This window comes from Aeromonas sp. FDAARGOS 1404, assembly GCF_019047085.1.
GTDB lineage: Bacteria > Pseudomonadota > Gammaproteobacteria > Enterobacterales > Aeromonadaceae > Aeromonas > Aeromonas veronii.
Genome location: NZ_CP077237.1, coordinates 2,960,972 through 2,983,960 on the forward strand (window position 1 = coordinate 2,960,972; position 22,989 = coordinate 2,983,960).

27 protein-coding genes are annotated in these 22,989 nt (G+C 59.6%); 19 read left to right on the top strand and 8 right to left on the bottom strand.

The features are described 5' to 3' along the window. The first annotated feature begins 36 nt into the window (after positions 1-36). The 4 genes from I6L34_RS13765 to I6L34_RS13780 all read left to right on the top strand — a co-directional run bounded on the left by I6L34_RS13765 (position 37) and on the right by I6L34_RS13780 (position 3,592). Positions 37-600, top strand: coding sequence for an NnrU family protein (locus I6L34_RS13765; protein WP_042084306.1), 564 nt, complete (start codon positions 37-39; stop codon positions 598-600). Between the two features lie 58 nt (positions 601-658). Continuing rightward, the gene (locus tag I6L34_RS13770) at positions 659-1,195 is read left to right on the top strand and encodes a glutathione peroxidase (protein WP_058057964.1); all 537 of its coding nucleotides are present in this window, start codon (positions 659-661) and stop codon (positions 1,193-1,195) included. 82 nt (positions 1,196-1,277) lie between these two features. Further along, positions 1,278-2,213: a LysR family transcriptional regulator gene (locus I6L34_RS13775; RefSeq protein WP_005340335.1), complete on the top strand. Its 936-nt coding sequence runs from the start codon at positions 1,278-1,280 to the stop codon at positions 2,211-2,213. 182 nt (positions 2,214-2,395) lie between these two features. Further along, positions 2,396-3,592, top strand: coding sequence for a NupC/NupG family nucleoside CNT transporter (locus tag I6L34_RS13780; protein ID WP_216954852.1), 1,197 nt, complete (start codon positions 2,396-2,398; stop codon positions 3,590-3,592). Positions 3,593-3,693: 101 nt separating this feature from the next. Here the strand turns inward: I6L34_RS13780 and I6L34_RS13785 are convergent, their stop codons facing one another. The 5 genes from I6L34_RS13785 to I6L34_RS13805 all read right to left on the bottom strand — a co-directional run bounded on the left by I6L34_RS13785 (position 3,694) and on the right by I6L34_RS13805 (position 6,690). Next, a complete protein-coding gene (locus I6L34_RS13785) occupies positions 3,694-4,113 on the bottom strand; it encodes a DUF4426 domain-containing protein (protein ID WP_113740088.1) in 420 nt (139 codons plus the stop codon). A 43-nt stretch (positions 4,114-4,156) separates the two neighbouring features. Then, positions 4,157-4,459 carry a DUF167 family protein YggU gene (yggU, locus tag I6L34_RS13790; protein WP_021230942.1) on the bottom strand — a complete coding sequence of 101 codons (303 nt, stop codon included), beginning with the start codon at positions 4,457-4,459 and terminating at the stop codon, positions 4,157-4,159. Then, the gene (locus I6L34_RS13795) at positions 4,459-5,010 is read right to left on the bottom strand and encodes a YggT family protein (RefSeq protein ID WP_005341416.1); all 552 of its coding nucleotides are present in this window, start codon (positions 5,008-5,010) and stop codon (positions 4,459-4,461) included. The genes yggU and I6L34_RS13795 overlap by 1 nt, the downstream gene beginning before the upstream one ends. A gap of 11 nt (positions 5,011-5,021) precedes the next feature. Next, positions 5,022-5,846 carry a pyrroline-5-carboxylate reductase gene (gene proC / locus I6L34_RS13800; RefSeq protein WP_216954853.1) on the bottom strand — a complete coding sequence of 275 codons (825 nt, stop codon included), beginning with the start codon at positions 5,844-5,846 and terminating at the stop codon, positions 5,022-5,024. A gap of 142 nt (positions 5,847-5,988) precedes the next feature. Next, a complete protein-coding gene (locus tag I6L34_RS13805; protein ID WP_216954854.1) occupies positions 5,989-6,690 on the bottom strand; it encodes a YggS family pyridoxal phosphate-dependent enzyme in 702 nt (233 codons plus the stop codon). A gap of 39 nt (positions 6,691-6,729) precedes the next feature. Between I6L34_RS13805 and tapT the strand changes: the two genes are divergently transcribed. The 4 genes from tapT to I6L34_RS13825 all read left to right on the top strand — a co-directional run bounded on the left by tapT (position 6,730) and on the right by I6L34_RS13825 (position 10,343). Further along, positions 6,730-7,764 carry a type IVa pilus ATPase TapT gene (gene tapT, locus I6L34_RS13810; protein ID WP_005340354.1) on the top strand — a complete coding sequence of 345 codons (1,035 nt, stop codon included), beginning with the start codon at positions 6,730-6,732 and terminating at the stop codon, positions 7,762-7,764. Positions 7,765-7,792: 28 nt separating this feature from the next. Then, positions 7,793-8,902: a type IVa pilus ATPase TapU gene (gene tapU, locus I6L34_RS13815; protein ID WP_058057996.1), complete on the top strand. Its 1,110-nt coding sequence runs from the start codon at positions 7,793-7,795 to the stop codon at positions 8,900-8,902. A gap of 47 nt (positions 8,903-8,949) precedes the next feature. After that, positions 8,950-9,723, top strand: a complete 774-nt coding sequence (yaaA, locus tag I6L34_RS13820) for a peroxide stress protein YaaA (RefSeq protein WP_058057969.1) — start codon at positions 8,950-8,952, stop codon at positions 9,721-9,723. A 194-nt stretch (positions 9,724-9,917) separates the two neighbouring features. Beyond that, a complete protein-coding gene (locus I6L34_RS13825) occupies positions 9,918-10,343 on the top strand; it encodes a hypothetical protein (RefSeq protein WP_005340360.1) in 426 nt (141 codons plus the stop codon). A gap of 359 nt (positions 10,344-10,702) precedes the next feature. Here the strand turns inward: I6L34_RS13825 and I6L34_RS13830 are convergent, their stop codons facing one another. Next, entirely contained in the window at positions 10,703-11,194 is a 492-nt protein-coding gene (locus I6L34_RS13830) for a methylated-DNA--[protein]-cysteine S-methyltransferase (protein WP_058057970.1), read from the bottom strand. 32 nt (positions 11,195-11,226) lie between these two features. Continuing rightward, the gene (gene arfB, locus I6L34_RS13835) at positions 11,227-11,643 is read right to left on the bottom strand and encodes an alternative ribosome rescue aminoacyl-tRNA hydrolase ArfB (protein ID WP_021230947.1); all 417 of its coding nucleotides are present in this window, start codon (positions 11,641-11,643) and stop codon (positions 11,227-11,229) included. Positions 11,644-11,844: 201 nt separating this feature from the next. On the opposite strand from arfB, the gene glnK reads away from it, so the two are divergent. The 5 genes from glnK (at position 11,845) to I6L34_RS13860 (ending at position 17,239) form a co-directional block, all read left to right on the top strand. After that, the gene (gene glnK / locus I6L34_RS13840) at positions 11,845-12,183 is read left to right on the top strand and encodes a P-II family nitrogen regulator (RefSeq protein WP_005341406.1); all 339 of its coding nucleotides are present in this window, start codon (positions 11,845-11,847) and stop codon (positions 12,181-12,183) included. A gap of 258 nt (positions 12,184-12,441) precedes the next feature. Beyond that, positions 12,442-13,449 carry a Fe(3+) ABC transporter substrate-binding protein gene (locus I6L34_RS13845; protein WP_152985455.1) on the top strand — a complete coding sequence of 336 codons (1,008 nt, stop codon included), beginning with the start codon at positions 12,442-12,444 and terminating at the stop codon, positions 13,447-13,449. A gap of 39 nt (positions 13,450-13,488) precedes the next feature. Beyond that, on the top strand, positions 13,489-15,114 hold the full coding sequence (locus tag I6L34_RS13850; RefSeq protein ID WP_058057972.1) for an iron ABC transporter permease: 1,626 nt from the start codon (positions 13,489-13,491) through the stop codon (positions 15,112-15,114). Positions 15,115-15,195: 81 nt separating this feature from the next. Continuing rightward, complete coding sequence (locus I6L34_RS13855; RefSeq protein WP_216954855.1) at positions 15,196-16,230, top strand: ABC transporter ATP-binding protein; 1,035 nt, start codon at positions 15,196-15,198, stop codon at positions 16,228-16,230. A 103-nt stretch (positions 16,231-16,333) separates the two neighbouring features. Beyond that, on the top strand, positions 16,334-17,239 hold the full coding sequence (locus I6L34_RS13860) for a Dyp-type peroxidase (RefSeq protein ID WP_075116038.1): 906 nt from the start codon (positions 16,334-16,336) through the stop codon (positions 17,237-17,239). A gap of 90 nt (positions 17,240-17,329) precedes the next feature. Here the strand turns inward: I6L34_RS13860 and argR are convergent, their stop codons facing one another. After that, entirely contained in the window at positions 17,330-17,800 is a 471-nt protein-coding gene (gene argR, locus I6L34_RS13865; RefSeq protein ID WP_005340378.1) for a transcriptional regulator ArgR, read from the bottom strand. Positions 17,801-18,001: 201 nt separating this feature from the next. Here argR and I6L34_RS13870 point away from each other — a divergent pair, with 201 nt between their 5' ends. From I6L34_RS13870 to I6L34_RS13895, 6 genes are all read left to right on the top strand, one after another. Beyond that, positions 18,002-18,742 (top strand): ATP-binding cassette domain-containing protein, encoded by a 741-nt coding sequence (locus I6L34_RS13870; RefSeq protein ID WP_043826109.1) that lies wholly within the window; start codon positions 18,002-18,004, stop codon positions 18,740-18,742. Between the two features lie 24 nt (positions 18,743-18,766). Next, positions 18,767-19,504: a transporter substrate-binding domain-containing protein gene (locus tag I6L34_RS13875; protein WP_058058358.1), complete on the top strand. Its 738-nt coding sequence runs from the start codon at positions 18,767-18,769 to the stop codon at positions 19,502-19,504. Between the two features lie 3 nt (positions 19,505-19,507). Beyond that, positions 19,508-20,158 (top strand): arginine ABC transporter permease ArtQ, encoded by a 651-nt coding sequence (artQ, locus tag I6L34_RS13880; RefSeq protein ID WP_058058357.1) that lies wholly within the window; start codon positions 19,508-19,510, stop codon positions 20,156-20,158. A 3-nt stretch (positions 20,159-20,161) separates the two neighbouring features. Continuing rightward, complete coding sequence (gene artM / locus I6L34_RS13885; protein ID WP_005348902.1) at positions 20,162-20,824, top strand: arginine ABC transporter permease ArtM; 663 nt, start codon at positions 20,162-20,164, stop codon at positions 20,822-20,824. 221 nt (positions 20,825-21,045) lie between these two features. Continuing rightward, a complete protein-coding gene (gene mdh / locus I6L34_RS13890) occupies positions 21,046-21,981 on the top strand; it encodes a malate dehydrogenase (protein ID WP_005340384.1) in 936 nt (311 codons plus the stop codon). Between the two features lie 395 nt (positions 21,982-22,376). Next, positions 22,377-22,961, top strand: coding sequence for a tetratricopeptide repeat protein (locus I6L34_RS13895; protein WP_058057997.1), 585 nt, complete (start codon positions 22,377-22,379; stop codon positions 22,959-22,961). Positions 22,962-22,989 lie beyond the last annotated feature (28 nt).

The window sequence follows — 22,989 nt, forward strand, 5'->3', positions numbered from 1 at the left end:
CGGCATAGTGGTCGTACCAAGTACAAGGAGAGACTCATGTTCCTGCTGACTCTGGGGGTTGCGCTGTTTACCCTGATCCATCTCTACCCCTGTTTTGCGGTGGCCCATCGGGCGCGGTTACGCGAGCGGCTGGGTGAGAATCGCTACAAGGGGCTCTTCTCCCTGCTGGTGTTTGTCGCCATCGCCTGCATCATTGCCGGTTGGCGCTCGGCCAGCTCGCTGCCGCTCTACTTCCTGCCGGAGTGGGGGCCGATGACCATGACGGTGATGATGCCCTTTGCGCTGATCCTCTTCTTCTCCGGCCAGGGGCCCAACCATCTGCGCCGCTGGTTGGTGCATCCCCAACTGCTCGGTACCCTGCTCTGGGCGGTGGCCCATCTGCTGGTCAATAGCGAAGCGAGATCTCTGGTGCTGTTTGGCGGCATCGGGCTGTGGGCGCTGGTGAGCATGGTCTGGATTTCGGTGCGGGACTGGCAGCGATATCCCCGCCCGGCGGCTAACTGGACGGGCACTGGCATCAGCGTCGGGGCGGGCCTGGCTGCCACCGCGCTGCTGGTGTTCTGGGGCCACGGCTGGCTGACCGGCATTCCATTGCATTGAGAGTGAACTGCGGCTCTGGTAACCGCGTATGATGGACAAAACAAAAGGAGTCTTGGCGATGAAATGGTTCACTCTGTTGCTGTTATTGGGGGCTGGCGCGGCCTCTGCGGCGTGCCCCGATTATTTCAATGTGGAGATGCGGGAACTCAACAATGCCCAGCGCCACAACCTCTGTCAGCTGACCGAGGGCAAGGTGGTACTGGTGGTCAATACCGCCTCCTACTGCGGCTACAGCGGTCAGTTCCGCGATCTGGAGCAGCTCTACCAGAGCTACAAGGATAAAGGGCTGATTATTCTGGGTTTCCCCTCCAACGATTTCTGGCAGGAGGCGGGCAACGAGACCAAGACCGCCGAGGTATGCCGCCGCGACTATGGCGTGACCTTCCCCATGTTCAATCGGGTGGCGGTGCGGGGTTCCGATGCGGTACCGCTGTTCAAGGGGCTGGCGGCGGCCGCTGACGGAGATGAGCCGAACTGGAACTTCCACAAGTATTTGGTGGGGCGCGATGGCAAGCTGATCGCCAGCTACGGCGCCAACCAGAATCCGGCTGACGACCCCCTCAAACTGCAGATCACCCGGGCGCTGGGGTTCTGACCCTACCCCTTGGCGGGCGGCTCTGGAATAATGGGCTCCCGCCACTCAATCCGGTTATCTTGTGCTGCAACGTCTTCCTCAAATGGTGATCTTCGATGCGCTGGTGCGCGAGCAGGGGATCTCTGCCGCCGCCCGTCGTCTCGGGGTCTCCAAATCCCATATCAGCAAGCAGCTGGCGCTGCTGGAGACCACCCTTGGCGCCCAGCTGGTCCAGCGCACCACCCGCCGCTTCGTCCTGACCGAGCTGGGTCAGGAGTATGCCCGTCACTGTCATGCGCTGGTGGCGGTGGCGCAGGAGGCGGACTCGATGATCGCCGAGCGGCGTGGCAAGGTGAGCGGCGTGCTCCATCTCGGGGTGGGCCAATCCTTCGGCCGTCTGCACGTCATTCCTCATCTCAAGGCGTTTCAGGATCGCTATCCCGAGCTGGAGCTGGAGGTCTCGCTGTTTGACCACAGAACCAATCTGGTGGATGAAGGGCTGGATCTCTGGCTGACCACCTATGAGGACAAGCCGGAAGGGCTGGTGGGACAGCGGCTGGCCGACATCGGCTTCGTGGTGGCGGCTTCGCCGGATTATCTGCTGAGCCACGGCACGCCTCTTCATCCCAAGGATCTGGCCCAACACAACTGCATCACTTACCAGAGTCGGGAGCGGCGCTATCACCAGTGGTCGTTTCGCCAGGGCAAGGAGCGCCAGACGGTGCAGGTGGCGGGCAACTATCGGGTGGATATGGCGGAGGCGGTGCGCGATGCGGCACTGGCCGGGCTCGGTATCGCCTATATTGCCAACTACTTGCTGGACAAGGAGTTACAGAGCGGCAAGCTGATCCCTGTGTTGCCAGGGTGGCGACCGAACCAGCAGATGGCGGTACACGCCGTTTATGCCCGTCGCGAACATCTGGATCCCAAAATCCGTCTCTTCATCGATTTCCTCAAGGCCCGCTTTGGCCCCGAACCCTATTGGGAGCAGCGACTGGCCCCCTGGCTCGGGGGTAAATTGTCCGGTGGTGAGGAATGATTGTTTCCATTTAAGAACTCTCGATTTCTCCTGATACTAAAACCGAACCAAATCAGCCAGTTGGCGCAACCGATATCGTGCAAACGTTTTTTCTAACAGGGTTGTAACCAAGCGGACTTGCAGTGACGGGGTGAGAGGCGCAGAATCCGCGCCCATCTTTTGCCCCACCTGATGGAGTCCCTATGATTGCCCTGCTCGGCATCCTGAGTATCCTGGCGCTTGCCGTCATCTGCTCTGATAATCGTCGTCGTATCCCGTTGCGAACAGTTGGCCTTGCCCTCTGTCTGCAAGTCATGTTTGCCGGTCTGGTGCTCTGGCTGCCTGCCGGTCAGCATGTGCTGAACGGGGTCAGCGAGAGCGTAAGCAGCGTGATCGGTTATGGTCAGGAGGGGATCGCCTTCCTGTTCGGCGATCTGGCCAAGTTCAAGCTGGGCTTCATCTTTGCCTTCAACGTGTTGCCGGTCATCATCTTCTTCTCCGCGGTGATCGCCATCCTCTACCACATCGGCATCATGCCTCGGGTGATCGCCCTGCTGGGTGGTGGCTTGCAGAAATTGCTGGGCACCGGCCGCGCCGAGAGCCTCTCCGCGACCGCCAACATCTTCGTCGGCATGGTGGAAGCGCCGCTGGTGGTCAAACCCTACCTCTCCAAGATGTCCGATTCCCAGTTCTTCGCGGTGATGAGCTGTGGTCTCGCTTCCGTCGCCGGTGGCACCCTGGTGGGCTATGCCAGCCTCGGGGTTGAGTTGAAATACCTGATCGCTGCCGCCTTCATGTCAGCCCCTGCCGGTCTGGCGATGGCCAAGATCCTGGTTCCGCCGAGTGTTGAAGAGGTGGATCACCATCAGGATGTCGAGATCCCCCGCGCTACCAACGTGATCGAAGCGGCGGCCGATGGCGCCATGTCCGGCCTCAATATCGCGGTGGCGGTCGGTGCCACCCTGCTGGCCTTCGTTGGCGTGATCGCCATGCTCAATGGTCTGCTCGGTTGGGCTGGTGGTCTGGTGGGGCTGGATCTGAGCTTCCAAATCATTCTGGGCTGGCTGTTTGCCCCCGTCTCCTGGCTGATCGGTGTGCCCTGGGATCAGGCGCAAGCCGCTGGCGCCCTGATCGGTACCAAGATCGTGGTCAACGAGTTCGTCGCCTTCATCGGTCTGGTGCAGGATCAGACCCTGAGCGAGTCGAGCAAGGCCATCGTGACCTTCGCCCTGTGCGGCTTTGCCAACATCTCCTCCATGGCGATCCTGATCGGTGGTCTGGGCTCCATGGTGCCGGAGCGCAAATCCTTCATCGCCCGTTACGGCATGCGCGCCATTCTCTCCGGCGTGCTGGCGAACCTGATGAGCGCCTGTCTGGCCGGTCTGTTTCTCGCCCTGTAACCGCTGCGGTACGGAATAGATGCAACAAGGGCGCCCTGATGGCGCCCTTGTCATATGGATAAAATGAAGCCCCGGCCTTGTTCGGGGCTTCTTGTTGCTGCTCAGTCGACGTAGAAGGTCTGCTGGAAGCTGAGGTTCTGTTGCTGCCCACCGCCCATGATCTTCAGGGTGAACTGATAGGTATCTTCGTTGCGGTAGGGGAGGGTCGCCAGATAGTAGATGGCATCGCCCTCTTTTACCTCCTGGAAGCTGAGGTTGCGGATGGTGCCGGTCAGGTTTTTGGCCTCACCGGTGATCCCCACGGCTTGCGCCACTTTCTGCTTGTCCTGTACCGCAATATTGATGATGGCGTTGTAGCGGCTGCGCTCCAGTCCATACGCCTTGGCGACCTCTGGTGTAAGGAAGCTGGAGTTGAAGGCGTTGTAGTGCACCAGCCAGGGCCCCAGCTCCTTCATCTGTTCTGCCTTGAGCGGCAGGGTCATCAGCAGTGCCAGCAGGCCACTCATCCAGGCTGTTTTCATCTGTCATCCCTCTCATATATACGGTTGGCGCAGGCCGATTCATTCAGCCTTGCGTGTCATTCAGCAGTGCACTCACTTCTTGCGGCAACTGTTTGGGGCTGTCGATGGCGACGGTTTTGTGCCGCCCCAGCTCGCCCCGCACTATGGTGACCTGTCCCTTGGCCACCTTGAACTGCTTGGCCAGAAACTTGATCAGATGGCTGTTGGCCTGGCCATCGACGGGCGGCGCCGTGATGGCCACTTTCAGCTCTTCGCCATGCAATCCGATGATCTGATCCCGACTCGCCTTGGGCTGGATCACCAGATGCAGTACCAGTTCATCCCCTTGTTGCAGGACGGCTGGCATCAAATCATCCACCACAGCTGGCCAAACAGGTCACCCAGCAGGTAGTTGATGGCTTGCAGGCCGATAAAGGCGACCAGCACCGAGAGATCCAGCCCGCCCAGTGCCGGCAGTACGCGGCGGATAGGGGCGAGGAACGGTTCGGTCAACTGATGCATCACGTATTCGATGGGGTTGCGGCCCTGGCTGACCCAGCTCAGGATGGCGCGGATCAGCAGTACCCAGAAGATCATCGAGCCCGCTTTCTTCAGCACGGTCAGCGCGGCAAACAGGCTGATGCTGAGCCAGTCCGCCAGCAGCACGTTCATGCTCTTGAGCAGGGCCAGCTTGGCGAAGGCGATGGCCAGCGCCAGCACCACGGAAGCGAGATCGATGCCGCCAAAGCCCGGGATAACGCGGCGCAGCGGGATCACCAGCGGATTGGTCAGCTTGACCACCATCTGGCTCATCGGGTTGTAGAAGTCGGCACGGGCCCACTGCAGCCAGACGCGCAGCAGGATCACCATCAGGTAGAGATCGAAAACGGTGTTAATCAGAAAGTAAGCAGTGTTCATCTGGGCTCCTGTTAGAAGAGGGTTTCCATTTCGGTGGCGCGAGCAACGGCCGCCTGCATGGCTTGCGCAGTCAGCGGCATCAGCCCCTGCTGCTGGAATGTCTTGATGGCTTCGGCTGTGGTGCCGCCCTTGCTGGTGACCTGCTCACGCAGGGTTTGCAGCGACAGCTCCGGGTTTTGCTCCACCATGGCGGCTGCGCCCAGCGCGGTTTGCTGCACCAGCAGGCGTGCCTGATCGGGCGAGAAGCCCAGTGCCTCCGCCTCTTCGGCGATCGCCTGCATAAAGAGGAAGAAGTAGGCCGGAGCACTGCCCGCAGCAGCGATGACGCCGTTGATGCCAGACTCCTGCTCCACCCAGAGGGTCTTGCCGACCGCCTGCATCATCTGCTCGGCAAAGTTGCGATCACTGGCTCCAATATGCTCGGGCGCGTAGAGACCGGTCATGCCCAGACCCAGCAGGGCCGGGGTATTGGGCATGGTGCGGATGATGCGGTCGTGGCCACCGGCCATCTCGCCAAGGCGCGCCACCTTGATGCCAGCCGCGATGGATATGAGCTGCTTGCCTTCAAGGGAGCCCAGCTCTTCAACCAGTGCTGCCAGCATGCCGGCCATCAACTGCGGCTTGACCGCCAGCACGATCACTTCGGCGTCACGGGCCGCCTCGGCATTACTCTGGGTGATGCGAATGCCATGTTCGCTCGCCAGCGCCTCCAGCTTGGGCAGACTGGGGTTGGCAGCAGTGATCTGCCCGGCGGGATAACCCGCCTTGACCAATCCGGCGATGATGCTGCGGCTCATGTTGCCCGCGCCGATAAAGGCCAGCGTTCTATGCTGCATCCGATGCTCCTGTTGCACATGGGGTCGCGGCGGGGTGGGTGCTGCCTGCACCAACTGACGCCAGAATTTGGTGTTCCATCAAACGCTCCTGTTGATGAAGTCGCGGCAAGAGGCGGACGTATGGGTTATCCGCTGGCCTTGCCTATGAGTAGTCACGGGCGCCGAAGATGGCGGTGCCGACCCGCACCATGGTGCTGCCGTGGGCTATCGCCAGTTCAAGATCCTCGGTCATCCCCATCGAGAGGGTATCGACGCTCGGGTATTGTCGCGCAAGCTCGGTGAACAGAGTCTGCATACGGGTCATTTGGGCGGCCAGTACGCGCTCGTCACTGGTGTGCTCGGGAATGGCCATCAGCCCCCGCAGCACCAGTCGCTCACTTTGAGAGACCAGCTCGGCAAGGCGGAAAATCTCTTGTTCCGACGTACCGGATTTGCTGCTCTCTCCGCTAATATTGATTTGCAGACAAACATTTAGCGGTGCCATTGTAGTTGGGCGCTGGTTGTTGAGGCGGTCGATCAGCTTGTCCCGATCCACGCTCTGCACCCAGTCAAACCGTTCGGCGACCAGTTTGGATTTGTTCGATTGCAAAGGGCCGATAAAGTGCCACTCTATGTCGCTATATTCCGGCTGCTGGCGCAAGGTATCGATCTTGGCCGCTGCTTCCTGAGCGTAGGATTCGCCAAAGCAGCGCTGACCTGCGGCATGGGCAGCCATGATGGCCTCGACAGGTTTGGTCTTGCTCACGGCCAGCAGGCGGATCTGCTGCAGGTTGCGGCTCGCCCGTTCGGCGGCCTGGGCAATACGTTCCTTTACCTGAAACAGGTGCTGGGCAATCTGGTTCATATTTCGTTAGTGATCTTGTGATGGGAGAATGACAAGTCTATGGATATCACAGAGTTATTGGCTTTCAGTGTAAAGCATAAAGCCTCGGATCTACACCTCTCGGCCGGGGTTCCCCCGATGATCAGGGTTGATGGTGAGGTTCGCAAGATCAATTTGCCCGCCCTGGAACATCGGGAAGTGCATGCCCTCATTTACGACATCATGAACGATCACCAGCGCAAGGAGCTGGAGGAGAACTTCGAGGTCGACTTCTCGTTCGAGGTGCCCAATCTGGCCCGTTTCCGGGTCAACGCCTTCCAGCAGGCGCGCGGCTCGGGCGCGGTATTTCGTACCATCCCCAGCACGGTGCTGAGCCTCGAAGATCTCGATGCGCCGGAGATCTTCCGCAAGATCGCCGAGTTCCCGCGGGGTCTGGTGTTGGTGACCGGCCCGACCGGTTCCGGTAAGTCGACCACCCTGGCGGCCATGGTCAACTACATCAACGAGAACTTCCATCACCATATCCTCACCATCGAAGACCCCATCGAATTCGTCCACGAAAACAAGCGCTGTCTGGTGAACCAGCGGGAAGTGCACCGCGATACCAAGAGCTTCAGCAACGCTCTGCGCTCGGCCCTGCGGGAAGACCCGGACATCATTCTGGTGGGCGAGATGCGCGACCTTGAGACCATTCGTCTGGCCATGACCGCCGCCGAAACTGGCCATCTGGTGTTTGGCACCCTGCACACCTCGTCGGCGGCCAAGACCATAGACCGTATCATCGACGTCTTCCCCGGTGCGGAGAAGGACATGGTGCGTTCCATGCTCTCCGAATCCCTGCGGGCAGTTATCTCCCAGACCCTGCTCAAGCGTATTGGCGGTGGCCGGGTTGCGGCCCACGAGATCATGATGGGCATTCCGGCGGTGCGTAACCTCATTCGGGAGGACAAGATTGCCCAGCTCTACTCGGTGATCCAGACCGGGATGACCCACGGCATGCAGACCATGGATCAGAGCCTCAAGCAGCTGGTGAGTCGTGGCGTGGTGGCATCCCTCGATGCCAAGGCCAAGGCCGTCGATCCCAACAGCATTTAAGAGACTCGCACCCAGGGAGGGATAGATGATGAATCTGGATGATCTGCTGAGCGAGCTGGTCGAGCGAAAGGGATCGGATCTGTTTGTGACGGTGGGCTCGCCGCCCACCCTCAAGGTGAATGGCCATCTTGTGTCGCTGGGGGGGGAGGCGCTCGACAAGAAGGGGGCACTGACGCTGGTCAGGGATACCCTCAGCAGCGATCACTTCGAGCGCTATATCCGCACCAAGGAGGCCAACTACGCGATCTATCGCGAAGCGCTTGGCCGTTTTCGGGTCAGTGCCTTCTGGCAGCAGGAGCTGCCCGGCATGGTGGTGCGGCGTATCGAGACCCGCATTCCCACCTTTGAAGATCTGCAGCTACCCAAGATCCTGCAAGAGGTGGCGATGGCCAAGCGGGGGCTGGTGCTGTTTGTCGGCGCCACCGGGGCGGGCAAATCGACTACTCAGGCGGCGATGATCGGCTATCGCAACCAGCATGCCGATGGTCACATTCTGACGGTGGAAGATCCGGTGGAGTTCGTCCATCAGCATGGTCGCAGTCTGGTGACCCAGCGAGAGGTGGGGATCGACACCGAGTCATTCGATGTGGCGCTAAAAAGCTCGCTGCGTCAGGCGCCGGACGTGATCCTGATCGGCGAGATCCGAAGTCAGGAGACCATGGAGTTTGCCCTGCAGTTTGCCGAGACGGGCCATCTTTGTCTCGCTACTTTGCATGCCAACAATGCCAACCAGGCGCTGGATCGCATTCTCCATCTGGTGCCGCAAGACAAACACCGCCAGTTCCTGTTCGATCTCTCTTTCAACCTCAAGGCCATCGTCGCCCAGCAGTTGGTGCCGAGTATGGATGGCAAGCGGCGCTGCGCCGCGTTCGAGATCCTGCTCAATACCCCGCTCATCACCGACATCATCCGCAAGGGAGAGATGCATCGCCTCAAGGAGGTGATGACCAAATCCACCGAGCTGGGTATGCAGACATTCGATCAGGCGCTCTTCAGCCTGTTCTGCGCCGGCCAGATTGGCTACAGTGAGGCACTCGCCAACGCTGACTCGGCCAACGACCTGCGACTGCTGATCAAGCTCTCCGGTCGCGAGCGGCTCGGTACCGGCACGCTGGACAATGTGACGCTGGATGAATGAATCATGGGGCCGCTCTGCCGTTCGGCCCCTCGCCATAAAGGAACGTTATGCTGATTGTGGTTTCCCCGGCCAAGACGCTGGATTACGAGTCACCGCTGGTGACCCCCCGTTTCACCCAACCCGAGCTGCTGGATCACTCTGCCGAACTGATTAGTCGTGCCCGCCAACTGAGCCCTGACCAGATCGCCACACTGATGAAGATCAGTGACAAGCTGGCCGGTCTCAATGCCGCCCGGTTTGCCGAGTGGCAGCCAGATTTCACCCCCGCCAATGCCCGTCAGGCGCTGCTGGCCTTCAAGGGGGATGTCTACACCGGTTTGGCGGTGGAGGATTTCAGCGAGGCCGATTTTGACTTCGCTCAGGCACACCTGCGGATGCTCTCCGGCCTCTATGGCGTGCTGCGTCCGCTCGATCTCATGATGCCCTATCGGCTGGAGATGGGGACCAGGCTCGACAATGATCGCGGCAAGGATCTCTACCAGTTCTGGGGGGAGGTGATCACTCACCATCTCAACGACGCGCTGGCAGCGCAGGGGGATGAAGTGCTGATCAATCTGGCCTCCGACGAGTATTTCAAGTCGGTACGACCCAAGAGCTTGAAAGGGCGGATTGTCACACCGGTGTTCAAGGATGAGAAGAACGGCCAGTTCAAGATCATCAGCTTCTACGCCAAGAAGGCGCGCGGCATGATGGCTCGCCACATCATCAAGCACCGTCTGACCGAGGTGGAGCAGCTGACCGGTTTCAACGCCGAGGGCTACTACTTCGCACCGGAAGAGTCGGACTCCAATACCCTGATGTTTAAACGCGCCGAAAATTAATTACAAAAAGAGGGAACCAATCTTTCGACCCGTGGGTCTGAATATGTGAATCCTCTGTTGTAAGCACTTTTTATTCGCCGACGTTTGATACGTCGGCTTTTTTATTGCCGTTTTTATTGTCCATCGATTGCCTTCGCCGGGACTATGTGGTTCAGATAGACTCAAGACAGGGAGCGAGTCGTTGCGAGGTGAATATGGAACAGAAAAATGCCATTCGGCAGGTTGCCGTCCCTTGGGCTCCGTCCCGCCAGCTACCGCCCGGTCTGGTTGTGGCCGAGCTGCATCAGGATCTTTGGAGCGACTCTCTGACCATCATGCTGGGGCGGGCACGCAGCATCGATCTGCCCCCGCAAATCCTCTGCCGGGTCTATTTTCGCCATATCTATGCCCTGCGGGTCATCGAGGATTGCGATCTGGCCGAGGGGAAGGATAGCCACGCCATCGAAGAGCAGATCCAGCTCATCACCCCATCCCGTTTTGCCAGCTGGTTTCATCAGGAGTCGGACGGCCTGCATCTGGATGAAGATCTGCAGCACTATCGCATCTCGACCTGGGATTATTGTGCCGATGTGCTGACCTCCTCGGCGCCGGAACTGCAGTTCCTGCCCCAGAGCGAGTAGCCAGCTGTTACGTCAGAGGCGGAGGATGATCCTTCGCCTCTTGGTTTTTGGGCTGGTGCAGATTTTGTGGCGTTCAGGCCATTCAGCTTGGGGGTGGCCTGTTGTGTCGGCACAAAAAAAGCGCCTCAGAGGAGGCGCGGGGAAAAAGACAGATTGGAAGCGTCACATGGGTGCTACTTGAATCAGCGAATGAGCCGTGCCATTCAAGTATGGAGCCATCATGCCAAGCTCAATCTGAAGTAGTTCTGAGGCGATTCTTCATTTTCTGTTCATCTTGTCAGCAAAGCGTGGCCACTGATTGAAAGCCTTTTCATTCTGGTCGCGATATTGTCCCGCCCTCTCCAGGGACGCTCATAGTGTCATGGGGCCAGCTCGAATGTTGTGCCTGCCTGTTCCAGTGCCAGCAACCAGCGCTTGATGGGAATGCCGCCAGCATAGCCGGTCAGCTCGCCGCTGCGTCCGATCACCCGATGGCAGGGTACTATGATGCTGAGCGGATTGCGGCCGTTGGCGGCGCCCACCGCCCGCACTGCCTTGGGATTGCCTATCGCCTGGGCAATCTCGAGATAGCTCACGGTCTCGCCATAGGGGATATCACACAAAGCGTTCCACACCGTTTGCTGGAACGGGGTGCCCTTCGCTGCCATGGGCAGATCGAACTGCTGTAATTTTCCGGTGAAATAGGCGGTGAACTGCTCGACGAAAGGAGCAAGAGCCAGGTCATCACGCTGCCACTCATCGGTCGGAGTTACCGGCTGCTCCCCCCGCACGAACTCCACATAGCGCAGACCATCCTGATTGATGGCAATGAGCAGGGGGCCGCGGGCGCTGTCGCAAAAACTGTATCTCATCGGCTGACATCCTTTGGGGGCTGGGGGTTGGCTCAGTCCAGAACCGGTTTGCCGCGGGCGGACTTGATATCCCCCTTGCGTTTCTTGGCATCGACCCGTTTGCGCTGGGAGCTGCGGGTTGGCTTGGTGGCATGGCGGGCCTTGGGGCGCCAGGCTGCTTTTTTCAGCAACTCCACCAGACGGCTCATCGCCTCCTTGCGGTTCATGTCCTGGCTGCGATGGCTCTCGACCCGGATCAGGATAAAGCCGTCGTGTACCCGGCTGTCGCTCAGCTTGTCGAGACCCTCCTTGTAGAGGGGCGTCAGGCTGGGAGAGTTGCGGTAATCGAAGCGCAACCAGACGGCGGAGTCGGTCTTGTTGACGTGCTGTCCACCGTTGCCCTGTGCCCGCATGGTCTGAAATTGCAGCTCATGCCAGGGAATCGTGACGCTGTTGGAGATAACTAACATGCTGTTTTGCTCTTGTTTGGTGCATACCCGCTGACCGCTGCAGCATGGTGCCTCATTATGGGGCGTGCTGGCCAGTTATGGGGATGTACCTGGCGAATGGCGCCGACATTAAACTCTATCTATATGAAATAAAACAATAAAAATACTTGGCATAAGAATTGAAACCCGATTCATGACACACCATGGATTGGGAGCAACCAGATGAAGCTGATTAGTGCGATTATCAAACCGTTCAAGTTGGACGATGTCCGCGAGGCTATTGCCAACCTGGGGGTGGAAGGGCTGACCGTGTCCGAGGTCAAGGGATTTGGCCGCCAGAAGGGACACACCGAATTATACCGGGGAGCCGAGTATCAGGTCGACTTCCTGCCCAAGGTGAAGCTGGAGATTGCTACCGCTGATGATAACGTGGAAGGGGTGATCGAGGCGATCTGCAAGGCGGCCTATACCGGCAAGATCGGCGACGGCAAGATCTTTGTCTACGACTTGCTGCAGGCGGTGCGCATCCGCACCGGCGAGAGTGACGACGAGGCGCTGTGATGAACCGCATCCGTGACGTACAGATTTGTTGACCTCCCGATGTCGGGAATTCCCGATGGCGTGAGCGCTTATTGAAGCCTGATCAACATAACGTTTTGCTCAGAAGAGGCCGAATGGGATTCCATCCGGCCCTTTTCATTTATGGGCGATTAAATATGTGATGTGGCGACGGCGAGCTTTCTTGATCCGCTTATAAGATGTATGCAGAATGCAAACGGAAATCGTTATCACTCTGTATAGCTAATCAAGGAATGGATGATGAAAATGAAGATGTTGGCACTGGCTTTCTCTGCGTTGGCAGCTCAGTCGGCATTGGCGGCCGGGGAAGTGAATGTCTACTCCAACCGGCAGGATGAGCTGATCAAGCCCATCATCCAGCAGTTCGAGAAGGAATCTGGCATCAAGGTGAACGTGGTGTTCGCCAAAGAGGGGTTGAACGAGCGTCTGGAGCGGGAAGGCAAGCTCTCTCCGGCCGACCTGATGCTGACCGTCGACATCAGCCGTCTGACCGATCTGGTGGACAAGGGGCTGGTGCAGCCGGTGGACAGCAAGATCCTGCAGAAGAACATCCCCGCCATCTATCGTGATCCGGAGAATCGCTGGTTCGCCCTGACCACCCGGGTTCGCGCCATCTACTCCAGCAAGGATCGCCTCGGCAAGCTCGATACCATCAGCTACGAAGATCTGGCCAAACCGGAATTCAAAGGGAAAATCTGCACCCGCAGCGGCAAGCATGAGTACAATGTGGCGCTGGTCTCCTCCATGATTGCCCATCACGGCATGGCCGAGACCAAAACCTGGCTGGAAGGGGTCAAGGCCAACCTGGCGCGCAAGCCGCAGGGCAACGACCGGGATCAGGTCAAGGCGATCAAGGATGGTATCTGTGACGTGTCACTCGGCAACAGCTACTATCTGGGCGCCATGTTGAAAGATCCTGCTCAGAAGTCCTGGGCGGATGCGGTCTATATCAACTTCCCGAACCAGGCTGACCGCGGTGCCCACGTCAACGTGAGTGGCGTGGCCATGACCAAGTATGCCAAGAACAAGGCCGAGGCCCAGAAGCTGATGGAGTTTCTGGCTGGCGACACCGCCCAGCACATGTATGCGGACGTGAACGCCGAATATCCGGTCAAGGCCGGAGTCGAGCCTTCCGCCATGGTCAAGTCCTGGGGCAGTTTCAAGTCTGACGCGCTACCGGTCAGCGATTACGCCAAGCACCGCAAGGACGCCTTGCAGTTGCTGGATGAAGTGAAGTTCGATTTGTAATCAGATGGGGCCAACGGCCCCATCAACATCTGTGGTCTCATGAAAAATTTTGGATGGATGACCGGCAGCTGGGCCATCGCCCTGCTGCTGGGTTTACCGGTGATTGCCCTGCTTTTCTCTGCCTTCTCGGCTGAGGGGGAGCTGTTTCGCCACCTCGCCGATACCGTGCTGTTCGACTATCTGGGCAATACTCTGGGGCTGGTGGTCGGTGTGGTACTGCTCAGCCTGCTGTTCGGGGTGCCTACCGCCTGGCTGGTGGCCATGTGCCAGGTGCCGGGGCGCCGTGCTCTGCAGTGGGCCTTGATGCTGCCGATGGCCATGCCATCCTATATCGTCGCCTACGTCTATACCGACCTGCTCGACTACTCGGGTCCGCTGCAGGCCGGGTTGCGAGCACTCTTTGGCTGGAACAGTCCGGCCGATTACTGGTTTCCGGCCATTCGCTCCCTTGGCGGCGCCGCCTGGGTGCTGGCGCTGGTGCTGTTCCCCTATGTCTATCTGCTGACCCGCGCCTCTTTTCTCGAGCAGTCAGTCAGCTTGATCCACTCCAGCCGCCTGCTCGGCTGCACCCCGTGGCAGAGCTTTCGTCGTCTCAGTCTGCCGCTGGCGCGCCCCGCCATCATGGTGGCTGTATCGCTGGTGGCCATGGAGACGCTGGCCGATTTCGCCACCGTCCACTTCTTTGCCATCAACACCCTGACCACGGCGGTCTACGATACCTGGCTCGGCTACGGCAGTCTCGCCACCGCGGCGAAACTCTCCTGCCTGATGCTGCTGGCTGTGGTACTGCTGATCGCGCTGGAGCGTCGCTCGCGCAGTCGACAGCAGGTGTTCCAGAAGTCCATGGGCCATGAGCAGCCGCTGCGCTATCCGCTCAAGGGGATGAGTCGCTGGCTGGCCGCTTTTTGGTGCTGGGGGCTAGTGCTGGCCGGTTTCGCTCTGCCGTTCATCATCCTGCTCGATTACGGGGTGCGCTACTTCGAGTTGTCGTGGACGCCGGAGTTTGTCCGCTTTGCCGGCAACAGCTTGGCTATCTCGGCGCTGACCGCCCTGCTGGCGATGGGCATCGCCCTGCTGCTCGGCTTCTTCCGCCGTCTCGATGGCGGGATCAAGAGTCTGCTGCCGCTGCGCATCGCCGCCATGGGCTACGCCATGCCGGGCACCGTGCTCGCCATCGGGGTGCTGGTGCCGCTCACCGCCCTCGATTTTGCCATCAACGATCTGGCCGAGTGGCTGGGGCGTCAGGGGCCGGGGCTGCTGCTGACCGGCACTATTACCGCCATCGTGTTCGGCTATCTGGTGCGCTTCGTGGCCATTGCCATCGGCTCGGTGGAGAGCAGCATGGGCAAGATCTCCCCCAGCCTCGACATGGCTGCCCGCTCTCTTGGGCAAGGGGATGGCGGCATGCTGCGGCGTGTCCATCTGCCGCTGGTGCGCCGTGGTCTGTTTGCCGGTGCCATGCTGGTATTCATCGAATCCATGAAGGAGCTGCCCGCCGCCCTGCTGCTGCGGCCGTTCAACTTCGATACCCTGGCGACCCACGTCTATCAGTTTGTCTCGGACGAGATGCTGGAGCGCGGCGCGCTCGGCGCCATCGTCATCGTGCTGGTGGGGCTGTTGCCGCTGATCTGGGTCAACCGCAGTCTGGATAGTCCGGGCCACTGAGTCGCCGCGTCGGTCAATGAAATTGCATGCGGTGTGCTGAACCGAAGGCAGCGCGCCGCCAGAAACGAGAGGAAGTCAGCCTTGTCCTGTTTGCAGGTTGAAAATGTCAGCTGCCGTTACAACGGCCGCAATGTGCTGGAGCAGCTCTCCCTGACGGTGGCAGACAACGAGATCGTCTGCCTGCTGGGAGCCAGTGGCTGCGGCAAAACCACGCTGCTCAAGGCCATCGCAGGGCTGCTGCCGTTGGCAGAGGGCACGATTCGCCTCGGCGATAACCTGCTCGACGGGCCCGGTGCCAGTGTGCCGCCCGAGGCGCGCAATATCGGGATGATCTTTCAGGATTACGCCCTCTTCCCCCACCTGACGGTAGCTGACAACGTCGGCTTTGGCCTGACCAAACTCGATCGCCGCGCCCGCCAGCAGCAGGTGGACGAGGCGCTGGCGCTGGTCAATCTGCAGGGGCTGGGGGATCGCTATCCGCACCAGCTCTCCGGTGGTCAGCAGCAGCGGGTAGCCATCGCCCGGGCGCTGGTGTGCAAGCCGCGGCTGATGCTGCTGGATGAGCCCTTCTCCAACATCGATACCCAGGTGCGGATGAAGTTGATCCTCGAGATCCGCGCCCTGCTCAAGCAGCAGGGGATCGGCGCCATCTTCGTCAGCCACAGCAAGGAGGAGGCGTTTGCCTTCGCCGATCGGCTAGCGCTGTTTCGAGCCGGTCATATCGAGCAGGTGGGTCAGCCGGAGCAGCTCTATCGCCGTCCGCAAAACCGCTTCGTGGCGGAGTTTCTCGGCGGGGTCAACTATCTGGCTGCCGAGGTGGTGGACAGCCACTGCGTGCAGACGGCGCTCGGGGTCATTTGTGGCAGCGAGCCTCATGGCCGCGCGGTGGGTGAGCAGTTGCAGCTGATGCTCAGACCCCAGCAGTTGTTGCTGGAGAGCGCCACAGATGGCGAGCTCAAGGTGGTGGAGCAGCAGTTCCTCGGCCACCACTGTCGGGTGCTGTTCGAGTGTGGCGATCTGCAGCTGGAGGCGAGCATTGGCGAGCCCCTTGAGGGAATGCGGGCACGGATCAAGGTTGCCCCCCATGGGCTGGTGTTGTTTGACCCTTTGCCCTGAACGCGTGATATCGTCGTGAAATCAAAGAACTGGATCCACTCTGGTTTATAATCGCGCAACGCAAATAGCCCGTAACGCTAACGCCTACTCAGGGGAGAGATATATGAAAGCCCAAGCCGGGATCTGCGCAGAGCCGAATCTGCACGCCCTCTATCTGATGTTCAATCGCACCGGCGATGCCGCCGAACTGGTCGGCCGTCTGGCCAAACTGCCCGCCCTGTGGCAGGCGGTCGCCGCCGATTTCCCCGATGCCGGTTTCAGCGGTCTGGTTGCTGTTGGCGCCGACGCCTGGGATGGTCTCTACCCTGCCGCCCGTCCGCCCCAGTTCCGCAGCTTTATGGCGCAATCCGCCAACGGTCAGGAGGCCCCCAACACCCCGTTTGATCTCTTTATTCAGCTGCGCGCCGATCGGGTGGATGTGCTGCACCACGCCGGTCACCGAGTGATGGCACTGCTGGCCGGACTGGTCGAGCTGGCCGAAGAGGTGCGCGGTTTCCGCAATCTGGATTGCCGTGACCTGACCGGTTTCGTTGATGGCACCGAGAACCCGCAGGATGAACACCGTGCCGAAGTGGCGCTGCTGGCGGAAGGCGAGTTTGCCGGTGGCTCCTATATTCATGTCCAGCGCTGGGTACACGCCATGAGCGACTGGGAGAAGCTGGCGCAGAAAGAGCAGGAAGACATTATCGGTCGCACCAAGCCTGACAACATCGAGTATGAGTCTGCCGCCAAACCGCTGACCGCCCACATCAAGCGGGTCAACCTCAAGACGCCGAAAGGGGAGTCCATGGAGATCCTGCGCCAGAGCATGCCCTGGGGCACCATGACCGAGCAGGGGCTCTACTTCATCTCCTGCTGCCGCACTCCGCAGCACTTCAACGCCATGCTGGCCAGCATGTACAAGGGGGAGGGCAGCCACTTCGACCATCTGCTGCGCTTCACCAAGGCAGTGACTGGCGCGGCTTTCTTCGCACCATCGGAAGGTTTTCTGATGGCGCAGGGCAAATAAGCCCGCCTGACGAAGCTGCAGAAAACAAAAATCCCGGCCTTGGCCGGGATTTTTCGTTCTGGCGTGACCGCTATGACGCGGTAGCGGCCATTACGGCGTCTGTTCGAACAACTCGAGGGCGGAGAGGTAGAGCTCTTCGATATCGGTGTCGCTGGTCGGGGTGATGAAGATGGTGTCATCACCGGCGATGGTGCCGAGGATCCCCTCTGCCTTGCCGAGGGAGTCGAGCAGGCGGGCAATCAGCTGGGCTGCGCCCGGGCTGGTGTGGATCACTACCAGTGCGCCGTTGTGATCGACGTCCAGTACCAGATTCTTGAGCGGGCTGGAGGTGGTGGGCACGCCCAGTTCCACCGGCAGGCAGTAGACCATCTCCATCTTGGCATTGCGAGTGCGAACGGCGCCGAAGCGGCTCAGCATGCGCGATACCTTGGACTGGTTGATGTTCTCGAAGCCCAGCTCTTGCAGGGCGGTGACGATTTCTGCCTGGGAGCCAAAGCGCTCTTCTTTCAGCAAGGCTTTAAAGGCCTTGGCCAGTTTTTCTTGCTTGTCGTTGTGTTTCATCTTGGTCTCACGAATGAGGAGGTGTGGCGGCCTGTGCGATACAGGCGGCAGATACGAACAGCGGGGCCATTTTGCATTCATATGCCGTTTTTTGCAAGGAAGCGGCGCTTGTTCTGCATATTGATTCAAAAATGGCTTGCATCAACCTTTATTAGGGATAGAATCGGGATGAAATTTTGAAAACTTATTCAATTGGGCTGTATGGGTATTGAATTAATAGGTATCGAGAAGTCCTGGCACAAGGTGCCGGTTCTGCAACAGGTCAGCTTTCGGACATCTCCCGGTGAAACCTTGGTGTTGCTGGGCCCGAGCGGTGCTGGCAAGAGTTCCCTGCTACGGATGATGAACCTGCTGGATACCCCGGATGCGGGTGTTCTGCGGATTGGCGAAAGTGAATTTTCTTTCCCGAACTCCCTCTCTGCTGCCGAATTCAACCGCCAGTCCCAACTGCTGCGTCGCAAGGTGGGGATGGTGTTCCAGCAGTACAATCTCTGGCCACATCTCACTGTGATGGAGAATCTTATTGAAGCGCCGGTCAAGGTGCTCGGCATGAGCAAGGAGTCCGCCATCGAGAAGGGGGCCTTCCTGCTGGCCCAGCTGCAACTGGCCGACAAGCGCGATGCCTGGCCGGCACGTCTTTCCGGCGGTCAGCAGCAGCGGGTGGCCATTGCCCGTACCCTGATGATGGACCCGGAAGTGTTGCTGTTTGACGAACCGACTGCCGCTCTCGATCCCGAGATCACCAAGGAGGTGGCCGAGATCATCCGTAACCTCAGCCAGACCGGCATTACCCAGGTGGTGGTGACCCACGAGGTCGACTTTGCCCGCAAGGTGGCCAGCCAGGTGATTTATCTGGAGAAGGGGCGGATCATCGAGTCCGGCACCGCCGCCATTTTCCAATCCCCGCAAACCAGCCGGTTTGCCGAATTCTTGATGCATTGATACTGAATCGATAAGGAAGCTGTCATGAAAAAGAGTCTGTTGTTGGTTGCTGCCATGGGCCTGTTGAGTACCTCCGTCATGGCCAAAGAGATCAAGTTCGCCACCGAGGCCACCTACGCGCCATTCGAATACCTGGATGACAAGAACGAGTTTCAGGGTTTTGACATCGATCTGGCCCGCGCCATCTGCGAGCAGGCCAAGCTGGAGTGCAGCTTCCACAACCAGGCCTTTGACAGCCTGATCCCCAGCCTCAAATTCCGTCGCTACGATGCTGCCATCGCCGCCATGGACGTAACCCCTGAGCGCTCCGCTCAGGTCGATTTCTCCGACATCTACTACGAGAACTCGGCAGTATTCGTCGCCAAGAAAGGTGCCTTCAAGGGGCCGGAAGAGATGGTCGACAAGACAGTCGGTGTGCAGAACGGTACCTCTCACCAGTCCTATCTGGTGGATAACTGGGTGAGCAAGGGTCTGCTGACCGTGCCGTACGCCAGCTACCAGAGCGCCTTCCTCGACATGATGAATGGCCGTACCGACGGTGTCTTTGCCGATACCGCCGTTGCTGCCGATTGGCTGAAGCAGCACAAGGAGTATGCGGTGGTGGGTGCGCCGGTGACCGATGCCAAGTACTTCGGTACCGGCTTTGGCATCGCGGTCGCCAAGGGCAATCAGGATCTGCTGACCCAGCTGAACAAGGGGCTGGCCGAAATCAAGGCCAACGGCACCTATCAGAAAATCTTTGACAAATACTTCGCGCAGTAAGCCATGTTGAGCCTGTTGTTGGATGCAGCCTGGATGACCCTCGGGCTGGCCTTGGCATCACTGGTCGGGGGCATGGTATTGGCACTGGCGTTCAGTGCCGCCGAGCTCAGCAAGCAGCGTGCATTGGTGTGGCCGGTGGCCACCCTGACCACGCTGATCCGTGGCCTGCCCGAGTTGCTGGTGGTGCTGTTCATCTACTTCGGCTCGACCCAGGTGTTGTTCCTCATCACTGGCGAATATGTGGAGTTCAGCCCGTTTGCCTGTGGCGTGCTGGCGCTCTCCCTGCTGTTCGCCAGCTATGCGACCCAGACCCTGCGGGCGGCGCTCAATGCGGTGCCCGCAGGGCAACGGTTGGCGGCGATGGCGCTGGGTCTTGGCAAGAGCCACATCTTCTTTCGCATCGTGTTGCCGCAGGCGTGGCGTCACGCGTTGCCGGGCCTCGGCAACCAGTGGCTGGTATTGCTGAAAGATACCGCGCTGGTGTCGCTTATCGGGGTGAACGAGATGATGCGTCAGGCGCAGATGGCCTCGGCCAGTACCTATGAACCTTTTACCTGGTATGCCGCCGCCGCCCTCATCTATCTGGCCATCAGTCTGGTGAGTGAATATTGCCTCGGGCTGGCTGCCCGCTACACCCGCCGCTACGGAGGCTAACTGATGCAAGAGTATCTCGTTACGTTGCTGGGCGGTCTGGTCACCACGCTGGAGCTGACCCTGTTCAGCCTGCTGCTGGGGATTGTGCTGGCGGCCCTGATGACCTGGGTGCTGGAGCTGCGCCTGCCGGTGGCGACCCAACTGGTGCAACTGTGGGTGCTGCTCTTTACCGGTACGCCGCTGCTCATTCAGATCTTCCTGATTTACTACGGGCCGGGCCAGTTCGAGTGGCTGAAAGCCAGCCCGCTCTGGCCGCTGCTCAAGCAGCCTTGGTTCTGCGCCGTGCTGGCGCTGGGTCTCAACACCGCGGCCTACTCCACCCGGTTGTTCAAGGGGGCGCTTGATGCCATCCCGGCCGGTGAAGTAGAGGCGTGTCGTGCGCTTGGCTTTAACGGCCGCCAGACCTTGTGGATGAAGGTGCGCCATGCCGCCCGTCATCTGGTGCCTGCCTACTCCAATGAGGTGATCCTGGTGCTCAAGGGGAGCTCCCTCGCCAGTACCATCACCATCATGGACATCATGGGGCTGGCGCAGGGGTTGAACGCCCAGACCTACGATACCCTGGCGGTGTTCGGGGTGGCTGGCGGGCTTTATCTGGCGATGAACGGATTGTTAACAATTGGTTTTCGCTGGTGTGAAAAACGGGCGCTGGCATTCCAATCCTGAGACCCTCAGATCTACCTCTTTATGGTAAGGAGAAGTGCAGAAAAACTGTGCTTCTCCTCCAACTTTTTGTATTTCCCTCCAATTTTTGCTCCCGCATGTTTCGTGGCTCACAGAACCCGTGACTGCAACTGTTATCAGATTGTTTTTTATGGGGGGATCCATTAAGGTTGGGCGCACAACAACAAACAACCTTAAACCTACGCTTAAACATGGAGTTGATCATGAAAGTTGCCGTTCTGGGTGCCGCTGGTGGCATCGGTCAAGCCCTCGCTCTGCTGTTGAAAAACCGTCTGCCGGCTGGCTCCGAGCTGAGCCTGTATGACATCGCCCCGGTTACCCCGGGTGTGGCCGTTGACCTCAGTCATATTCCTACCGACGTCGCCATCAAGGGCTTCTGCGGTGAAGATCCGACTCCTGCGCTGGTTGGGGCCGATGTGGTGCTGATCTCCGCCGGTGTGGCACGCAAGCCGGGGATGGATCGCTCCGACCTGTTCAATATCAACGCCGGTATCGTCAAGAATCTGGTCGAGAAGTGCGCGGCCACTTGCCCGAAAGCACTGATTGGCATCATCACCAACCCGGTCAACACCACTGTGGCTATCGCCGCCGAAGTGCTGAAGAAAGCCGGTGTCTATGACAAGCGTCGCCTGTTCGGTGTAACCACCCTGGACGTGATCCGCGCCGAGACCTTCGTGGCCGCTGCCAAAGGGTTGAACATCGACAAAGTACGCGTCAACGTGATCGGTGGTCACAGTGGCGTCACCATCCTGCCGCTGCTCTCCCAGATTGAAGGTGCCTCCTTCACTGCTGAAGAAGTGGCAGCCATGACCAAGCGCATCCAGAATGCCGGTACCGAAGTGGTGGAAGCCAAAGCCGGTGGCGGTTCTGCGACCCTCTCCATGGGTCAGGCGGCTTGCCGTTTCGGTCTCTCCCTCATCAAGGGTCTGCAGGGCGAAGCCAACGTTGTTGAGTGCGCCTACGTGGAAGGCAACGGCGAGCACGCCACCTTCTTCGCACAGCCGGTACTGCTGGGCAAGAACGGCGTCGAAACCGTACTGGATTACGGCAAGCTGAGCGCGTTCGAGCAGGAAGCGATGGAAGGCATGCTGGCTACCCTGAAAGCCGATATCCAGCTGGGTGTCGATTTCGTCAAGTAAGCGGGTCAACCGTGCCAACAAGGGAGCTTCGGCTCCCTTTTGTATTGATGAGATCCGCCCGGAAGGCTAAGGGGATGGGGCTTAGTGCCGATAACAGAGTGCAGCAGGAGATCCTTATGATGAAACCCCTTACCCTACTCATTCTTGTCGGTGCATTCACCGCGCCCCTCTATGGTGCCGAGGCGGTATCGGCTGCTGTATCGAGCGATGCGCCTGCAGCAAGTGCATCGGCACCGACAGTAAGCAGTGCTGCGGTGGCAACGGCCCCTGTCTCTGCTGCTACGCCAGCGCCCTCTGAGGCAGTCCCCGTCTTGCTTCCGGCCGAGCCGGTCACGCCCGTTGCCAGCAGTGGTGAGGGGGCCGCGCCGCTGCCAAAACCGGCGGAGTCTGCCGCTGTGGTGGCGCCTCCCGCACCTCTGGCCGCTGGCGAGTTGCAGGCGGTGCCGCTCTATCGTCAGGACGAGCTGCTCAACTGGATTGAGCAGGGGCGCCACCTCACTCAGGTTAAACAGGATCGCTGTCAGCTGACTCAGGATATCGAAGCGCGCGCCTCGGTGATGAAGATCCCGGCCTATCAATTCCTCTGGGGGGATATGCTGGCGTGGGGTGTCTGTACCAAACCCAATGCCGAGATCGGGGTGCAATATATGTGGGAGGCGGCCAATCAGGGGTTGGCTCCGGCGCTGGAGCAACTGGGCCGCTACTACTGGAAAGGAACTTTGGTGCAGAAGGATCTGGTGCGAGCCGAGACCCTGATGCGCGAGGCGGCCAGCCTCGGTTTTCTGCGGGCCCGCATCGAGTGGGTCGAGATGCTGTTGCAGGGTATGGGCAGTCCGCTCGATTATGAGGACGCCTATCGCTGGCTCCATGGCTCTGTCATCGGTGACAAGGCGCAGCACCAGAAGGCGGCGAGTTTGCTCAACCGTCTTGGCAACCGGATGCCGGCCAACGTGGTGGCCCGCGCCAAGGCGATGCACTGATCCAAAAAAAATGACCCACAGATCTGCA

Bases quoted from the DNA above. Each gene is read 5' to 3' on its own strand.
- I6L34_RS13765 (WP_042084306.1), top strand. From the start codon at position 37: ATGTTCCTGCTGACTCTGGGGGTTGCGCTGTTTACCCTGATCCATCTC.
- I6L34_RS13770 (WP_058057964.1), top strand. From the start codon at position 659: ATGAAATGGTTCACTCTGTTGCTGTTATTGGGGGCTGGCGCGGCCTCT.
- I6L34_RS13775 (WP_005340335.1), top strand. From the start codon at position 1,278: ATGGTGATCTTCGATGCGCTGGTGCGCGAGCAGGGGATCTCTGCCGCC.
- I6L34_RS13780 (WP_216954852.1), top strand. From the start codon at position 2,396: ATGATTGCCCTGCTCGGCATCCTGAGTATCCTGGCGCTTGCCGTCATC.
- I6L34_RS13785 (WP_113740088.1), bottom strand. From the start codon at position 4,113: ATGAAAACAGCCTGGATGAGTGGCCTGCTGGCACTGCTGATGACCCTG.
- yggU (WP_021230942.1), bottom strand. From the start codon at position 4,459: ATGCCAGCCGTCCTGCAACAAGGGGATGAACTGGTACTGCATCTGGTG.
- I6L34_RS13795 (WP_005341416.1), bottom strand. From the start codon at position 5,010: ATGAACACTGCTTACTTTCTGATTAACACCGTTTTCGATCTCTACCTG.
- proC (WP_216954853.1), bottom strand. From the start codon at position 5,846: ATGCAGCATAGAACGCTGGCCTTTATCGGCGCGGGCAACATGAGCCGC.
- I6L34_RS13805 (WP_216954854.1), bottom strand. From the start codon at position 6,690: ATGAACCAGATTGCCCAGCACCTGTTTCAGGTAAAGGAACGTATTGCC.
- tapT (WP_005340354.1), top strand. From the start codon at position 6,730: ATGGATATCACAGAGTTATTGGCTTTCAGTGTAAAGCATAAAGCCTCG.
- tapU (WP_058057996.1), top strand. From the start codon at position 7,793: ATGAATCTGGATGATCTGCTGAGCGAGCTGGTCGAGCGAAAGGGATCG.
- yaaA (WP_058057969.1), top strand. From the start codon at position 8,950: ATGCTGATTGTGGTTTCCCCGGCCAAGACGCTGGATTACGAGTCACCG.
- I6L34_RS13825 (WP_005340360.1), top strand. From the start codon at position 9,918: ATGGAACAGAAAAATGCCATTCGGCAGGTTGCCGTCCCTTGGGCTCCG.
- I6L34_RS13830 (WP_058057970.1), bottom strand. From the start codon at position 11,194: ATGAGATACAGTTTTTGCGACAGCGCCCGCGGCCCCCTGCTCATTGCC.
- arfB (WP_021230947.1), bottom strand. From the start codon at position 11,643: ATGTTAGTTATCTCCAACAGCGTCACGATTCCCTGGCATGAGCTGCAA.
- glnK (WP_005341406.1), top strand. From the start codon at position 11,845: ATGAAGCTGATTAGTGCGATTATCAAACCGTTCAAGTTGGACGATGTC.
- I6L34_RS13845 (WP_152985455.1), top strand. From the start codon at position 12,442: ATGAAAATGAAGATGTTGGCACTGGCTTTCTCTGCGTTGGCAGCTCAG.
- I6L34_RS13850 (WP_058057972.1), top strand. From the start codon at position 13,489: ATGAAAAATTTTGGATGGATGACCGGCAGCTGGGCCATCGCCCTGCTG.
- I6L34_RS13860 (WP_075116038.1), top strand. From the start codon at position 16,334: ATGAAAGCCCAAGCCGGGATCTGCGCAGAGCCGAATCTGCACGCCCTC.
- argR (WP_005340378.1), bottom strand. From the start codon at position 17,800: ATGAAACACAACGACAAGCAAGAAAAACTGGCCAAGGCCTTTAAAGCC.
- I6L34_RS13870 (WP_043826109.1), top strand. From the start codon at position 18,002: ATGGGTATTGAATTAATAGGTATCGAGAAGTCCTGGCACAAGGTGCCG.
- I6L34_RS13875 (WP_058058358.1), top strand. From the start codon at position 18,767: ATGAAAAAGAGTCTGTTGTTGGTTGCTGCCATGGGCCTGTTGAGTACC.
- artQ (WP_058058357.1), top strand. From the start codon at position 19,508: ATGTTGAGCCTGTTGTTGGATGCAGCCTGGATGACCCTCGGGCTGGCC.
- artM (WP_005348902.1), top strand. From the start codon at position 20,162: ATGCAAGAGTATCTCGTTACGTTGCTGGGCGGTCTGGTCACCACGCTG.
- mdh (WP_005340384.1), top strand. From the start codon at position 21,046: ATGAAAGTTGCCGTTCTGGGTGCCGCTGGTGGCATCGGTCAAGCCCTC.